The 15,860-nt window shown below is 46.3% G+C and carries 15 protein-coding genes; 9 read left to right on the plus strand and 6 right to left on the minus strand.

Annotated features, from left to right (window positions below):
* Positions 1–6 precede the first annotated feature (6 nt).
* Positions 7–630, minus strand: coding sequence for a class I SAM-dependent methyltransferase (locus PN466_RS11525; RefSeq protein ID WP_271939781.1), 624 nt, complete (start codon positions 628–630; stop codon positions 7–9).
* Positions 631–651: 21 nt separating this feature from the next.
* On the opposite strand from PN466_RS11525, the gene PN466_RS11530 reads away from it, so the two are divergent.
* Complete coding sequence (locus PN466_RS11530) at positions 652–948, plus strand: hypothetical protein (protein WP_271939782.1); 297 nt, start codon at positions 652–654, stop codon at positions 946–948.
* 2 nt (positions 949–950) lie between these two features.
* Here PN466_RS11530 and PN466_RS11535 read toward each other — a convergent pair whose 3' ends face one another.
* Positions 951–1,616 (minus strand): pyridoxamine 5'-phosphate oxidase family protein, encoded by a 666-nt coding sequence (locus tag PN466_RS11535; RefSeq protein ID WP_271939783.1) that lies wholly within the window; start codon positions 1,614–1,616, stop codon positions 951–953.
* A gap of 122 nt (positions 1,617–1,738) precedes the next feature.
* On the opposite strand from PN466_RS11535, the gene pdxR reads away from it, so the two are divergent.
* Entirely contained in the window at positions 1,739–3,193 is a 1,455-nt protein-coding gene (gene pdxR / locus PN466_RS11540) for a MocR-like pyridoxine biosynthesis transcription factor PdxR (RefSeq protein ID WP_271939784.1), read from the plus strand.
* Between the two features lie 141 nt (positions 3,194–3,334).
* Here the strand turns inward: pdxR and PN466_RS11545 are convergent, their stop codons facing one another.
* Positions 3,335–4,519 carry a GNAT family N-acetyltransferase gene (locus PN466_RS11545; RefSeq protein WP_271939785.1) on the minus strand — a complete coding sequence of 395 codons (1,185 nt, stop codon included), beginning with the start codon at positions 4,517–4,519 and terminating at the stop codon, positions 3,335–3,337.
* A gap of 98 nt (positions 4,520–4,617) precedes the next feature.
* A complete protein-coding gene (locus PN466_RS11550) occupies positions 4,618–5,313 on the minus strand; it encodes a RibD family protein (protein ID WP_271939786.1) in 696 nt (231 codons plus the stop codon).
* Between the two features lie 367 nt (positions 5,314–5,680).
* Here PN466_RS11550 and PN466_RS11555 point away from each other — a divergent pair, with 367 nt between their 5' ends.
* The 3 genes from PN466_RS11555 (at position 5,681) to PN466_RS11565 (ending at position 8,646) form a co-directional block, all read left to right on the plus strand.
* The gene (locus tag PN466_RS11555) at positions 5,681–6,454 is read left to right on the plus strand and encodes an RNA polymerase sigma factor SigF (protein ID WP_271939787.1); all 774 of its coding nucleotides are present in this window, start codon (positions 5,681–5,683) and stop codon (positions 6,452–6,454) included.
* Positions 6,455–6,651: 197 nt separating this feature from the next.
* Positions 6,652–7,848, plus strand: coding sequence for a hypothetical protein (locus tag PN466_RS11560; RefSeq protein WP_271939788.1), 1,197 nt, complete (start codon positions 6,652–6,654; stop codon positions 7,846–7,848).
* Between the two features lie 12 nt (positions 7,849–7,860).
* Positions 7,861–8,646 carry an MORN repeat-containing protein gene (locus tag PN466_RS11565; protein ID WP_271939789.1) on the plus strand — a complete coding sequence of 262 codons (786 nt, stop codon included), beginning with the start codon at positions 7,861–7,863 and terminating at the stop codon, positions 8,644–8,646.
* A 481-nt stretch (positions 8,647–9,127) separates the two neighbouring features.
* Here PN466_RS11565 and PN466_RS11570 read toward each other — a convergent pair whose 3' ends face one another.
* Both PN466_RS11570 and PN466_RS11575 read right to left on the minus strand, forming a co-directional pair.
* On the minus strand, positions 9,128–10,306 hold the full coding sequence (locus tag PN466_RS11570) for a homospermidine biosynthesis protein (protein ID WP_271939790.1): 1,179 nt from the start codon (positions 10,304–10,306) through the stop codon (positions 9,128–9,130).
* A gap of 852 nt (positions 10,307–11,158) precedes the next feature.
* The gene (locus PN466_RS11575; RefSeq protein WP_271939791.1) at positions 11,159–11,518 is read right to left on the minus strand and encodes a Dethiobiotin synthetase; all 360 of its coding nucleotides are present in this window, start codon (positions 11,516–11,518) and stop codon (positions 11,159–11,161) included.
* A gap of 122 nt (positions 11,519–11,640) precedes the next feature.
* On the opposite strand from PN466_RS11575, the gene PN466_RS11580 reads away from it, so the two are divergent.
* Genes PN466_RS11580 through PN466_RS11595 form a run of 4 tightly spaced genes read left to right on the plus strand, consistent with a single transcriptional unit; the run spans position 11,641 to position 15,807 of the window.
* Positions 11,641–12,786: a DegT/DnrJ/EryC1/StrS family aminotransferase gene (locus PN466_RS11580; RefSeq protein ID WP_271939792.1), complete on the plus strand. Its 1,146-nt coding sequence runs from the start codon at positions 11,641–11,643 to the stop codon at positions 12,784–12,786.
* 43 nt (positions 12,787–12,829) lie between these two features.
* A complete protein-coding gene (crtB, locus tag PN466_RS11585) occupies positions 12,830–13,747 on the plus strand; it encodes a cyanoexosortase B (RefSeq protein WP_271939793.1) in 918 nt (305 codons plus the stop codon).
* Entirely contained in the window at positions 13,713–14,468 is a 756-nt protein-coding gene (locus PN466_RS11590) for a cyanoexosortase B system-associated protein (protein ID WP_271939794.1), read from the plus strand. Before crtB ends, PN466_RS11590 begins: the two co-directional genes overlap by 35 nt.
* A gap of 7 nt (positions 14,469–14,475) precedes the next feature.
* The gene (locus PN466_RS11595; RefSeq protein WP_271939795.1) at positions 14,476–15,807 is read left to right on the plus strand and encodes a polysaccharide biosynthesis/export family protein; all 1,332 of its coding nucleotides are present in this window, start codon (positions 14,476–14,478) and stop codon (positions 15,805–15,807) included.
* Positions 15,808–15,860: the final 53 nt, after the last annotated feature.

Genomic DNA, 15,860 nt, shown 5'->3' on the forward strand with positions numbered 1-15,860 from the left:
TCACTCCTAATCTGGTTTTTTGCCGACCATGAAAATTGCTTTATTTTTGGCTGGTTGCCATTGGTAATCAAGGGTAAATCCGCTATCACTCAAGCTCTGGATTAAATTTTGAAATGTAAAAACTTTAACTAAAAGGAAAAAACCTGACCTTCTGCCAATGGGAGCAATTAACTTAAACCAGGGTATCCCATCCCCTAAACAGGCTGTACTGGTAACAAACAGTCCTCCAGGTTTGAGGCTTTCGTACACCTGAGCAATGGTCGCTTCCTTGTCTTCGAGGAGGTGTAAAATACTTAAACCCAACACCATATCCAGGGTTTGTGGGGGAATCTTTAATTCATCAATACTCGATCGCTCAAACGTGACATTAGTAATATTTTGATTGGCAGCTTTTTCTTGGGCGATCGCAATCATCTGAGCTGAAAAGTCAATAGCACGAATATGTTTAACGTAGGGCGCATGCAGCAAAGCCGTTGAACCTGTACCACAGCCAATTTCCAGCACTTCCATATCGGGCCGAAAATAGTCGCGGGTGACTTGCAGTTTCTTCTGGTAGGATGCTTCATCGGCGATCGGTTGTTGGGCATAACCCTGGGCGATTTTGTCCCAAAATTTGCTTGATTGTGCCATGCTAAATCTCTTCTGTATGGGATGATTTTACGCAACCGGAACGCCCAAAAAACCTTAAGACATTATGAATTTTCACAGGCACAATCAGCGATCGCCCTCTGGCGAGGTTTAGGCTGGTCAGTGTGGCTGGTGTTTGCTGGGATTATCGGACTACAATTTTTACCGTATACAGTGTGGCGATCGCAGTTTATCCTCCAGCCTGAAGATGCCCAAGCCTTGACGGACTGTTGGGAACAGAAGCCCTGCTCCTGGGGATTTTTGCAGTGTTGCTGTGGATTAAGAAATAGGGCGATCGCGCACCAGAACAGGAAAATCTAAAGTTATGCGCCTCGATGATAATTCAACAGGTTCTCAGGGACGACAATATCCGATTGCAGTTGAGAATCGGGGATGGGAACACCGGGCGTAAGTTTCAGGGGTAATTGTCCGGCCCAGATCGGTAGCTTATAGTCGGCAGCATCATCCTTTGGATCGCCACTGCGGACTTTGGCAGAGCCTTCTTCAATGGGGAAAGCCAATACGGTTGTTGCTTTCATTTCAGCCGGTGTCGGTTGGCGGGCTTGCTCCCATTGTCCGGGGACAATGTGTTCGGATAACACTTTGAGAGCGTGTAGCTTTTCCTGCTCATCGTCAACCAATGTGGCACGACCAAACAACACCACCGAGCGATAATTCATGGAATGGTGAAAGAGCGATCGCGCAATCACAATGCCGTCCAATATCGTCGCACTGACGCAAATCTCAATGCCCTGCTCTAAATTCTTGAGCATTCGACTGGCTACAGCTCCATGGATATAGAGGCGATCGCCATCTCGTCCATAGCTCATCGGAATGACAAAGGGTTGATCCTGGGCAATAAAACCAACGTGAATCACCAGTGCTTCATCCAAAATTTGCTCGATTGTGGCGCGATCGTAGCATCCCCGTTTGGGATTACGTTTCACGGCAGAGCGATCGGTCACTTGCAGCGGTTTTGTAGTGGACATAGGTAGATCTCCAGATTGATTGGATGCTGATGAGGATTAAGATAGAGCCTAAATTGGTCTCGAACAATAGCCAATTTATGGCTTTTAGATCAGTCCAATTTTTTGAGTTCAATCGATCTACTATGGATTTAGTTCTGTCCCTCGATCGCGCCTCTGTCATTCCCTTATATCAGCAGCTTGCGGAAGAATTACGCCGTGCCGTCTTGCAGCAACGTCTTCAACCCAACCAGAAATTACCTCCCTCTCGACAATTAGCTCAGTCCCTCAAGATCTCGCGAATCACCGTAACCCAGAGCTACGAGCAACTGGTCAGCGAGGGATACTTAGAGACCCGTCGAGGATCGGGCACATTTGTTTGCGCTCAACTCCCCGAAGCCTATTTACACGCCAACTCTGTGGAGCAGGGGGCATCTGAATCATCCGATCTCACGCGACTGTCTCGATTCGCCACAACTCTACTAGGGGGACGATCGCTCGAAGGCCCCGATCCTCAATACCGGATTAGCTTTCGCTATGGCAATCCGGCTGCGGATTTGTTTCCCATGGATCTGTGGCGGCGACTCTTAGCCCGCCATTGCCGCACCTCCTCAACCCTGATGGATTACAGTTCCGATCCAGCGGGATATATGCCCCTGAGACGGGCGATCGCCAATTACCTGGGGCGTTCCCGCGCGGTTCGATGCACTCCGGAACAAGTGATGATCGTCAACGGATCTCAACAAGCCCTCGATTTAATCGCCCGCCTCACCCTCGATCCAGGAGATTGGGTAGCAATGGAAGATCCGGGCTACTTGGGGGCCCGGTATTGCTTTACAGGACAAGGGGCGAACCTGCAACCGATTCCTGTAGATGCTGAAGGGTTGCAGGTCGATGTCCTCAAGGGCGATCGCCATCGGTTCAAATTTGTCTATGTCACTCCGTCCCATCAATTTCCTACTGGGGCAACTCTCTCGCTTTCTCGACGACTGGCTCTACTGCAATGGGCGCAACAAACCGAAACCCTCATCCTCGAAGATGACTATGATGGTGAATATCGTTATGGTGATCGCCCCATCCCTGCCTTACAAGGACTCGATTGCCACAACACCGTCATGTATGTGGGGACTTTTTCCAAAATTCTCTTTCCCTCGTTACGCCTGGGTTATCTGGTCGTGCCAACCCCTTGGATACCCCTGGTAAGTCGGGCGAAATGGTTATGCGATCGCCATTGTTCGATGCTAGACCAATATGCCCTCACCGATTTCTTTACCGAAGGTCACTTTGAACGACACATCAGACGAATGCGACATCTTTACGATCAGCGTCGCCAAGTATTGGTACAAGCGTTGAACAAGACTTTTGGAAGCAGAGTAACGATTTTGGGAGAGAATGCGGGGATTCATTTAATGGCGAAATTAGAAACCGATTGGCCTGACGATCGCATCATTCAACGGGCAGCAAGTGTCGATATCGGCTTGATCAGCGCCCAAGGTTATTATTTAGCTGCTCCTAACTCAGGAGAGTTTATTTTTGGTTACTCTCAGCTTAATGAAACTCAGATCGAAGAGGGGATTCGGGCGATCGGTCAAGTTCTATAGCCGTCAAGACATTACAGCACTTTTCTCTTCTATGAGATCCATGAATGACTGTTTTTAACGATCGCTAAAATAGCGAAAAGCTCCATCAAGTCTGTTGTTTACTCCCCCTATCCACCCATAACGGCACTTTGCATTCTATCCTTAATACGGATGTTGAACCCAGTCTTGAGTCTGATTAAACGGTAACTCTTCATTAATCGCATCAATTTGTAATTGCTCGGCTTCATTGATTTGATCGATGTGGGTTTTCATGATTTGCATTAATCGTTGATTGTAAAATCGATGCAGGCTATGGTGAGGAGTTGCGGGGAAGCCGCGCCGCTTCTTGTGTCGTCCTCCAGCACCGGGATCGAAGCGTTGAATGCCGTTGGCGATCGCCCATTCAATGGGTGTATAATAACAAGCATTAAAGTGCAGACAATCCAATTCTTCAAAACTGCCCCAATAGCGTCCATAAAGTTGATCGGCTTTAGTGACACAAAAAGACATCCCCACCGGTTTGCGATCGTTCCCCTCTCGATAAGCAGCACTTAATACCAGGCGATGGCGATAACGATCGTAAAGGCGCTCAAAAAAAGTCTTGGTTAAATATTTGCTCCCCCACCAGCCAAATTGATCGCAGTGATGGCTATAAAAATGGTACATATCCGAGAGCAGATTATGGGTAATCTCTTCTCCATTGTGGACTTTCATGGTTAATTGGGCTTTTTGAATGGCTTTACGCTCGCGTTTAATGTTGCGCCGTTGATTGGCATTAAACATGCCCAAATAATCATCAAACGTCTGGAAGCCTTGATTATGCCAAATACTGCTATGGTGCAACCAGCCAGAAAAGCCATATTTTTGAATCATCGGTTTCCACTTAGGATCGACATAGAGGAAATTACAGCCGGAAATATCGTGGCGATCGCAAAATTGATCAATGGCAGCGACCATAATCTCCGTTAAGCTCTCCTCATCCTCGGTAGGATCGACCAAAAACCGATAGCCCAATGCGGGTGTAAACGGACTCATCCCCAACAACTTCGGATAATATTCAATTCCCAGACGATAAGCGAGATCTGCCCATTGGTGATCGAAGACGAACTCACCATAGCTGTGACCTTTAACATATAATGGAGCCGCAGCGACCAGAGTGCGATCGTGCCACACGGTTAAATGACAAGGTTGCCAACCCGCTTGCGCCGTAGCACTCCCCGACGCTTCCATATTATGCAACCATTCCCACTCTAAAAACGGTGTTTTCAACGGTTGCGCCAAAACATCCCATTCCTGTTGAGGCACTTCAGAAATTTGTGAAATCCAGCGAATTGAATATTGACGCATGAGACAACTCAATCATTAATCATTAATAGTTAAACAATTAAACAATTAGGGTAATCGACTATCCGCCCCATCCTCTCCTATTACCCATTACCTATTACCTAATTTAATTGATAGTGTAAAAACACCTCTTGTCCTACAGGGTGAGCCGAGAGGAGAGTTAGGGATTTGGGTACACTTAAGCCTAACCCATCTACCGGAGTAGGGGCGGTTGCGCCACCTAAAAGGACTGGGCATACGGTTAACCATAATTCATCAATCCAATCTCCCGCGAGTAAACTTGCTACTAGCGCTCCTCCTCCGAGGATAGCCAAGCGCTTGAGTTGCAATTGGGCGAACTGGACAAAAATCCCATTCCAATAAAAGCCCCCTTCATGGGTAGGAGCGGTGAGAATGCGGTCAAATTGTGGCGCTAATTCGGGTTGATTTTGCCAGGGAATGGCTCCCTCTGGGGTGGTGAGTAGCCATCGGGGAACGGATTGTTGAAAAAAGCGATAGGAAGCATCAAGATTGCCAGTTTGAGACACTACAATTTGTACGGGTTGGGGCGGCTCTTGCTGTTGCTGGCGTTGCTGTAGAAGTTGGGGATCAGAAATACTTAAAGTTGTGCCATAGGCACGTAGGGTTCCTGCACCGAACAAGACAGCATCCACTTTGGCAATTTGTTGTTCGAGATGGGCTTTATCCGCCGTAGAACCAAATCGGGCAGCAGAACGGTCTATGTCGGAGATTTTGCCATCGGCACTCATGGCAAGAATAGCTGTAATGTGGGGGCGATCGACCGCAAAACCCGTCATAGTATAGTCATAGTATAGGAGTAAGAGCTTTCAGAAAGTATACAATATGTTGCTTAATGTTGCTCTACAGAAAAATTTTCTTGCCTCCAAGGGAAGATGCTTGATAGGCTAGGAATGGGAAAGTTAAATTCAGAGATTAAGCTTCTTATCCCTCAATTCCCATATCAGAAGCAGGGTGCAAATGATCGCGAGTAATCCTTAACCTCAAAATTGTGATGAAGAACACAGTTAGGTCTATGGTGAAATCATAGCCTAAATAACAAAAATCTTTAGAATATACAGTGAGTGCTATATTAATCGTATTTTAGGATGACCTCGTAAATTAATGTTCTAACTTTCAACCATCTACCAAAACCCAACTCAGATTATGGCAACTCCAGCTTCCCAAGATATAAAATATGAGAATATTGATGCCCTCTCAGCTTATCAACAAAATCCTTCGCTAGAATTGCGGAATAAAATTGTCAAATCGAATATTGGTTTAGTTAGGAAAGAAGCCCATCACTGGATGCACCAATGCAGTGAAGGATACGATGATTTACTTCAAGTTGGGTGTATTGGTCTCATTCGAGCTATAGAACGATTTGAACTGGGCAAAGGCCATGCTTTTAGTTCTTTCGCAATTCCTTACATTCGGGGTGAAATCCAACATTATTTGCGCGATCGCAGCAATACTGTCCGTATTCCTCGGCGCTGGTTAACGATACAGCGCCAAGCTGAAAGTACGATTCGGGATTTACAAATTAAACTCAACCGCTATCCCAAAGATCTAGAAATCGCTGAAGCTATGGGCTTATCGGTAGCAGAATGGCACGACGTGAAACTCGCCTCTAAAAATCGCTCACTACTCAGTCTAGATGCCCCCGTCACAGATGAAGGCGAACAAGCCACCAGTTTAGGGGAACTGGTTCCTGACCATCGCTATCGCAGTTTCCAGTTAGCCATGGAAGACCAAATCCGTCTCCAACAAGCCCTAGTCAACTTGGAAGATCGTACCCGCAAAGTCTTGGAATTTGTCTTTCTCTACGACCTCACCCAAAAAGAAACGGCTGAACGCATGGGCATTAGCGCCGTTACTGTCTCTCGCCAGGTCAAAAAAGGTCTAGAGCGGTTGAAAAAAGTGATGATGACAGAGATCTGAGTCTGTTGCCCCGATCGCCCAGTCTCTTGATGGGGAGATGGGGAGATAGGGGGATCGGGAGACGCGGAGAAATTCCTTCTTGCCTATTCCCTAATTCCCTAGATCTTGGTCATTAACCAAAAATCAGCCTAAAATAGCAGTACCATTAACCCAGTTGCTCAATCGTCAGCTAATCGTGCTAATCGTGGGGGGTTTCCATGCGTCCATCATTCTTAGTCCTATTCCTTAGTGTCTTAACCCTAGGCTTATCCAGTTGTGGTTTAATTGGAGGTGGTGGAGACGAACCTGCCGCAGAAGCCCCCCCACCAGAACCCGTAGCGGCTGTACCCCAAACCACTCCCCCTGAAGGAACTGACACTGAAGGAACTGAAGGCGAAGCTCCGGCAGAAGTGTTTCCAGAAGAAGAGGAACCGGAAGCGCAAGAACCGCCCGCCCCACCTCCCCCCCAATCGACTCTAGAACAATCCACCAATGTTGAAGATCGAGTACAGTCTGTGAGCAATACAACAGGGCAAAAAGATCCCTTTAATCCTCCGGGCATTATTATTACCGGAGGCTCAGAAAATGGTGGAGCAGACAATGGCGGTCCAGCAGGGGGTATACCGCCCATTATCGTCGAAGCCTCCCCGCCGCCTACACCTCCTACACCTCCTAATAATGCTGGTGGAGGCTCAGATAATGAAGCAGTAGCACCAGCAATTCCTACAATTGCGCCTCTATCGATACCAGAGCTGCCGCAAGTGGAACCGCCTCCTAATTTAGGCATAGATCCGAGGTTTCAACCGGTAGTGCCTCAAGTGCCCTTTAATCCGGGGCCTCCGCCTCCGAATACGGCTAGGGCGGTGGAAGTGTCGGCGGTGGTACAAGTAGGACAAGTAGTGAAGGCCATTGTAAAATCCCCTGGCGAAGAAACCCGTTATGTAGGTGTAGGGGAGTATATCGGTGGCGGCTCGGTGTATGTGAAAAATATTGATGTCTATAGTCCTGCTGAACCGGTGGTCGTTTTAGAAGAGTATGGGCAAGAAGTAACCCGTGCAGTTGGGGCTGCTCCTTTACCCGAAATTGCCATGCCTGAACCACCGACTGCGGGCGGTGACACTGGCGATACGATCATTAAGGGGATTAAGATCAGTGGGTTGATGTTGAATGGCAGTTCTATTAGCGGACGAGTTATCAATACAACAGATAAACCCGTTCTGGTAAGAATGATAAGGATACGTCTGGAAGGGACAGACGGTACTTTAATCTCTGAAACATCTCTATCTGGCCCTAGTGCAAGTTTAAGGCCTGGTCAACAGGGGTTTATTGATGGAGGAGTTGTGAATACTCGTGGCTATCCACCAGAGCAAATTAGGGTAGAAATTCAAGATATAGAAGTAGAAGAAGCAGAATAAAACATAAAACCTATGCCAAAGTTCAGTTTCAAACATTATTTAAGTCTAACTTTCTTAGCAGTCTTAATCGCCCTTGGGGGCAAACCCTATGCTGCTAAATCTCAACCCGCTCCTCCTCCGAATCCTCCAGGAGGAGGAGGGCAATTAGGAACGGATGAAGAACTGGTTCCTAATTGTGTGCCGAATGTAGCGACAGGAAAAGTTAAATGTAGCTATTCTAATGGCGATCGCTATCAAGGTGACTTTCTCAACGGTAGGCCCCATGGTGTAGGCGTTTATATCTTTTTTGGCGGCAACCGCTATGAAGGGAATTTTCTCAATGGTCAACCCCATGGTCAAGGGGTTTTGATTCGAGCAGATGATACCCGGTTTGAAGGGATTTTTGAGAATGGAACCCTCACTGGTACTGCTAATCGACCGGGTACAATTGTATTTTCCACTGGTGAAGTTTACCAAGGTAGCTTAGAACTTTTCCCAGTCCCTGGAAATCCCACACGACAAACCAGCCGCCCCAATGGTCGAGGAGTCTTTATTTTCCCTGATAGTAGTCGTTATCAAGGGGAATTTTTCCAGGGGCAAATTTTAGGTCAAGGTATTCTGGTTCGCCCGGATGGAACCCGTTGTCAAGGTCGTTTTTTTAATCAAGAACTTGATGCTAGAGTGCAATGTGTCTTTCCCGATGGTACAAGATATGAAGGAGAATTAAGGGGCGGTATTCCCCATGGTCAAGGTGTCCTTATTTCTCCTAATGGTCAGCGAACCTCTGGACGCTTCCGCGATGGTGAGTTCGTGAATTAATCTTGAGATCATGAAAAATCGTTTCCCCAGAAGTATTGAATGTTAGCGTAGTATCAAAAAAAAGAGGATAGGGTACGGGATGCTATCCTCAAAAATAGAAACCATCAATCCAATAGTAATATTATTTCCCAAAAGTGTTGAATATTAGGATGAAATACCGTATTTTATTCTCAAGCTTTCGAGTTTCTTTACGAATATAGCGTTTCTCTCTTCTATGAGGTACAGCTTGAAACCTTAGAACCTAAGCCATACAAGCTATTCCCTATTCCCTATTCCCTAGCGCGAAGCGCTATATATTGACTTATTACGTTTGTGATACAGGTACATTACTTGGGACAACAGGATAGAGACTAAGTTTTAAATATTTTAGCGATCGCACTGTGCAAAAGTCACAGAAGCGGGGCATCGAGCTAAAAAAATCCTTCTCCAGAAAATAGAGAAGGATTAAGGTGAAGAAAAGGTTATTCTTCAAATGGTGACGTTATTTACGGATAGGAGTGCCGCACGGATAAGTAGAAACCGGAGCAGCAGCACTCATTTCTTTCGGTTGAGCCACTACAGGAGCCTTTTGTTGAGCTTGATACTCTGCCTTCAAATGGTCTAATAACTCCTGACGGCGATCGTATAGCCGTTTCAGGGGACGGGGTGTAGACTTTTTGCTCACATAAGAGCTAATCAAGGGTAGGGCGATCGTGCTATCGGTATAGCAAACAATACTATTGGGTAATTCGTTCGGGTCTACTTTCCCCCAACTCACCGCTTCTGAAGGAGTTGCTCCCGATAATCCTCCAGTATCGGGACGAGCATCGGTAATCTGGATAAAATAATCATGACCCCGTTCTTCTAAACCCAAAACCTCATGAATCTGGGGTTGAGTTTGCAACAGGAAGTTTTTCGGCGAACCGCCACCAATCATCAAAGCGGCACTTCTCCCCATCACATCGGGAATATCAGAATTCCGAGCGCCATAGACAATGGCGGCTGTTTCATTAACATCAATGGCTGGATCAAGCATGAGATCCGATCCCTCTAATACCAAAGCCGCCACATTCATACCAATGGAACTATCCCCAGGAGAAGAGGTATAGATGGGAACGCCACATTCATAGGCTGTGGAGAGTAAGCAAGGATTTTCAATGCCTAAATGCTGTTCAATTTCCCAGATATATCGCCCCAAATGATAGTGAAATTCAGCCGTTCCCATCCTTTTTGGGAATTCTGGCGCTTTCAAGGTTTGGCGGATAAAGGCATCGGTTTCTAACAGCACATCGTAGTCGAACACAATGTCATAAATGCGAATATGTCCCTCTTCTCGCAATTTCACATCATCTAAGAAGGGACTGCCTGCATACAGACTCATTCCCAAACCATAATGCAGATCGTGGTATAAATTAGCTCCCGTGCTAATCATCCAATCAATATAGCCTTGTTGCATCAGAGGTGCTAAGATGCCCACCCCAAATCCGGCTGGAGTCATGGCTCCCGAGAGACTTACACCGACGGTAACTCCCGGTTGCATGACTTTCTGGGTGAGCAAGTGGCAAATTTCCCGCAGTCGTGCTGAATTGTAGGCGGTAAAGTAGCCATCAATCAGATCGACTACGCTAATTTCTGTGGGCAAAGGAGCAGGTGCAATTTTGTTTTTGAGTAAGCGAGACATGATGAATTCTCCTATTTTCTAATCTGCTTGGTTGGGATACCGATTCTCTATCGTTCTTTGAGCCAGGCATCGAGAATTTCCAGGAAAAATAGACCCCAATTCTGGAGTTTTTTTATCCCTTCCAGTTTTTTGCAATCATGGTAAAATACCCTCAAAAACCATGCCTAGAAATCCATTTCTAGCTGGTTTTGGGTTGGTATCCCTGGATTTTTAGAGATCGTTAAAGCTTATTCGGGTTAGATTTCTGAGCAGCTAAACCACTGTCCATTTACCTTGGTTTTTTCTTTCCAAGGGATCGTGTTCAGGACTTACAGCACTTCTGCTATGAGGTACACCTTCAAAGGCTCCAAGCATGAATACTACAAGCTTTTGCCTAGGGCATTTATGTCCGCAAAGCGGAATACGCTGCATTTAGCTGATTGACCGGCCCAGTTTGCCAACTTCAGTTGAGGGTAGGGCAAACCTAACAGTTACAGACCGGTCAGATCGGACTAGGGGGTTCACAGCCATCCACCCAGGAGATTGTGGGGTCAGACTTACGTCTACGCTTGAGTTTCATTTCCAGATACCACAAGCCTTGCCAGGGGTATCCAGTCAGGGGAGGATAGTTCAATTTTCTTCTTAGCACCTATTAGAGACCACCTATTTCAACTATAGCAGAAGTTTAAGAAAACTGTATTTTTTTGAATTCAGCGATCTAGATTGCCATTAAAGGAATATCCTAGGGGTCTATTCAAGGCTTAAAGACGGTTACAGGTTCTTATGATTTTTACTAAGATTTGGTCAAAATCAGGTTAACAAAAGGCAAATATTTTTCAGGATCAATTTCATCCGAACAATTGAGAATAGCTGTTATTGTCCAGGACGAAGGGCGATCGCCTGCTGGGGGGCGAAAATTTTCCCCACGGCGATCGCGATCCGGGTCAGATCCTGGTCTAACAAGGGCGGCCAAATGAGACCGGACTGTTTATGTTGCACAAAAGCCTGGCGACTTTCCATCGCTAACCGATGCAGGGCGCATACCAAGTGCCGCTCTAATAACTGCTGCTCCTGGGATTGTTCCGCAATAATACTGAGTGCTAATAGTAAAGACGTAACTTGCCCCGGAACGGGTGGCTCTCCCGCTTGCAGGCGTAGCAAAAATGCATCAGGATTTTCGCCAGTGGGTAACCCTTGGGCGATCGCAAACTCACAAGCTGTCTTATAGTCCATCTAATACTCTCCCAAAAACGATAAATTTTGATATCAGCGCATTACAAATTCCAGTAATTTGCCACTTTCTATCCCTTAATGCCAAACTCGGAAAAGATTAAACCTGTGATTGTCATTAGCGAATGAACCCATCGTCTGCAACCATTCCCTTTGTGGATCTCTCGATCCAACACCAACCTCTGAAAACCCAGTTTGATGAAGCCATGTTAGCTGTTCTGCGGCAAGGCGACTTTATCTTGGGTCAAGCTGTCAAAGACTTTGAAGTCGCATTTGCTCAAAAATCGGGAGTTCAGTATGGTATTGGAGTCGCTTGTGGAACCGATGCGATCGCCCTTGGCTTAAAAGCCTGTGGCATTCAACCTGGAGACGAAATCATCTTACCAGCCAACACCTTCATCGCCACCCTCATCGGTGTTCTACACTCAGGAGCAACCCCCATTTTAGCCAACTGCGATCCAAACAGTGCCCTAATCGATCTACAAGCAGCCGAAAAGCTAGTTACTCCCAAAACCAAAGCCATTCTTCCCGTTCATCTCTATGGTCAAATGGTCTCACCCAGAGCCATCCTAGACTTTGCCCAAAACCATAATTTGTTTATCTTTGAAGATGCTGCCCAAGCACATTTGGCCCATCGAGAAGGGTATACAGCAGGTTCTGTCGGCAAAGCGGCTGCCTATAGCTTTTATCCAAGTAAAAATCTTGGCGCATTTGGAGATGGAGGCATGGTCTTAACCAACGATCCAGAGGTGGACAGCAACATGAAAACGCTAAGAAATTACGGCGCGCCGCGCAAATATTACCACACCGAACTGGGAACTAATAGCCGTTTAGATACCCTCCAGGCCGCTATTCTGAACGTGAAGTTACCTCACTTGCTCACCTGGAACCAACAGCGCAACCAAGCCGCACAAGAATACGATCGCCTCTTCGCTCCCTTGGCTGCATCCGGTATTGTCCCGATCTCCAACTTCAGTGGTACCGGCCATGTTTATCACCTCTATGTGATTCGCCTCTTAGAAAGCTGTCCCCTAAGCCGAGATACGCTACAAGAAAAACTCAAACTTGCTAACATTCAAACGGGTATCCACTATCCGGTTCCCTGCCATCTACAGCCAGCTTATGCCCATCTAGGTTATCATGCGGAAGACTTTCCTGAAGCAGAACAACTGTGTGAGTCGATCCTCTCCCTACCCATGTTTCCAGGGATTACTTTAGAGCAAATCGAGCGAGTTGTTGAGGCGATCGCCTTAGCAGTTAAGAACAACTAAATAAAACTCCCTATTCCCTAAAAAAACACTCCCTAAAAACACTATGACTCAACCATCTTCCTTTCCCAGTTCCATACCCAAATCTTGGCTCAATTATGCTCTCCTAGCCCTGTTCATCCTTCTTTATGCCCCCTTGCTCTTGCATTGGTATGATGGCTGGATCAATAAAAGTATCAGTATTGAACACGAATACTTTAGCCATGGGTTAATTGGCTTACCCTTTGCCGTCTATATTGCCTTCTGGGAAAAACGCCAGCAATGGACACAACTGCCTGACGACTTCCATCCCCTAGGCGGTTTTTTCCTCGGACTCGGTGGAGTTTTCTATATGACTGGACTCCCCGATATTGTTAATCTCTCCTTTCCTCTGATCCTCGTTGGGATTTGTTTATGGTTAAAGGGTATTCCAGGTCTGAAATTACAAGCTTTTCCCCTTATTTTAGTCGTTCTAGCCACTCCCACAGAAATTCCTTATTTAATCGAGCCTTATATTCTCCCCTTACAAAGTTTTATTTCTACCATGGCAGGATTTATCCTCTCTGGTATTGTGGGAATGGATGTTACCGTAAACGGGATTTATCTCTCCACCGGGGGAAGACTGGTAGAAGTTGCCCCCCACTGTGCGGGATTGAAAATGCTCTTTACCAGTCTTTATGTAGCGTTAATGCTTCTTTACTGGACGGGTGCGATCGCCTCTCGACGTAAAATTATCTCCTTATTGGCCGGGTCAATTGTTATTAGTGTAGTAGCCAATATTATCCGCAATAGCCTACTCACCTACTTTCATGGCACAGGCAATGACCCAGTATTCCATTGGTTACATGAAAGTTGGGGTGGAGATTTATATTCCGCAGGTATGTTAGGTTTGGTGGTGCTTCTGTTGAATTGGATCAATCGTGACGACTATTTAGAGTTAGAAGAGTCTGATGAAACCCTTGAATCCTTTAACTCCGATGAATGATCAGCCGCCCCCCCAAACGGAAAAACAGTCTTTGCTCCTATGGGTATTGCTCGGCTTTATGGTGATCATTTTGGCCGTAGGTACGATTCCGGGATACTTCAACGGATCGTGGCAATGGCAGGCTCCTCCCAAAGTAGTGGCCTTAAAACAGTTGCGACAAGTCCGCAAAAATGGGTTAACTCTCTCAGGTTGGGAAACCCTTGAGCAGAGGGAACTGGGTTTAGGAGGTCATAAATGGTCTTATCAACAACTTCAAGGAAATTGGGAAGAACCGGTCATTCTGTTGTTTTTAATTCAAAATTCAGACCTAGACCAACCCAGGGTGGAATGGGTGGATGTGAATGGGTTTGTGCAACAGGTTTTCAGAGACTGGAAAACTGATTCTTATCAAATGAAGACATGGGAAGTCAATACAGAGTCTGATCGAGGAGTGAGAGTGCGATCGCGGTTTTTTCGCGGCTGGAATCCCACACAAACTTATGCTCTGGTGCAATGGTACGCTTGGCCGAATGGGGGAGATCCAGCCCCAGTCAATTGGTTTATAGCCGATCGCCTAGCCCAAACCCAAGGCGATCGCGCTCCTTGGATGGCCGTTTGTCTAATGATTCCCATTGAAGCCCTAGGAGATATAGAAGAAGCAGAGAACATTACCCATTCCTTGGTACAAACGATCCAAACCACTCTAATGGAAACCGTCTTTAGTCAAGCCCCTGTACAATAAACTTCCTATGGCTCCCTCACGGCATTTTAACATTACCATTAGTTTGACATTAGGTGTGGGGTTGTTTTTGCCTTCTCAGGCCAACGGACAACTCCCTCCTATTGATGTGGATCAACCGGCTTCTGTCGATCAACTCCTCGAAGACGCACGAGAGAGATTGAGAAACCAAGGGGAAATTCTGGAACTCGATAATCAATTACTCACGGCTCCCCCTCCAGAATTTGATGTATATCGCCTAGGCTCTGGAGATTCGATTACAGTTAATGTGACCAATTTTCCCGATCTGAATTTTCAAGCTCTACTGGATTTAGAAGGGAATATTATTGTCCCCTTAATGGGACGATTGACCCTCAAAGGCTTAACTCTAGAAGAAGTCGAGGAGAAATTACGCTTTGGGTTAAATCAATTTGTGGTTGAACCTGATGTCTTGGTTACTCTAGGCAATCGTAGACCCGTTGAAGCGATTATTACCGGTGAAGTCTTGCGACCAGGAACCTATCCTCTACCTTCTGCCCCCCTTCCTTTAGTCGCTGATGCTCTGGTAGCGGCTGGAGGATCTACTCAGTCGGCTGACTTGCGTAACATTATTATTCGTCGAACTTTGCTAGATGGTTCAGTCCTAGAAGCTTCTGTAGATTTACTCACTCCCCTTAAATATGGGCAGCGAATCCAGGATCTGCGGCTTGAAGATGGGGATGTCATTATTGTGCCTAAAATTGATTTTAATGATATCGACTACGATCATCAGTTAGCGGCAGAATCCAATTTATCCCAACCCACGATTGCTATTGATGTTGTGCGCTATACAACCAATAATGTGGGGTCAATTACATTACCGAATGGCAGTACCTTTGCTGATGCGATTACGGCGATCGGGCCCAATTTTGAAGAAGCTAAATTGAGTAAAGTGGGGTTGATTCGCTTTGACCAAGAACAGGGACGAGTGGTAACCAAAGTTATTAATGCTCGGAGTGTCATATTAGGCGATGTTTCCCAAAATATTCGCTTGCTAGATAATGACATTATCGTAGTCAATCGCAACTTATTATCGAGACTGAGCGTAACTCTAACTCGAATTACCCGACCGTTTCAAGATGTCCTCACCTTTCTCCTCTTTTGGCGGCAATTCCGAGATAATGTCACTGATGTCTTTACCGTTGATACCAACCTGAATAATCCATCTCCCTCTCCTGCCCCTACTCCTACTCCCACACCAACACCTGGAACTACCCCCACACCAACACCGGGGACTACCCCTTCACCTACTCCAGCTCCATCGCCAGCACCTTCACCAGCACCAGCACCAGCGCCTGCCCCAGCCCCCTCTCCAAGCCAGTAAATCCCTTTTCTTCAAGCTAGCTTAGGTTAAAGTAGAAATGAGGGACTTGTATT

Source organism: Roseofilum reptotaenium CS-1145, from assembly GCF_028330985.1.
Taxonomy (GTDB): domain Bacteria; phylum Cyanobacteriota; class Cyanobacteriia; order Cyanobacteriales; family Desertifilaceae; genus Roseofilum; species Roseofilum reptotaenium.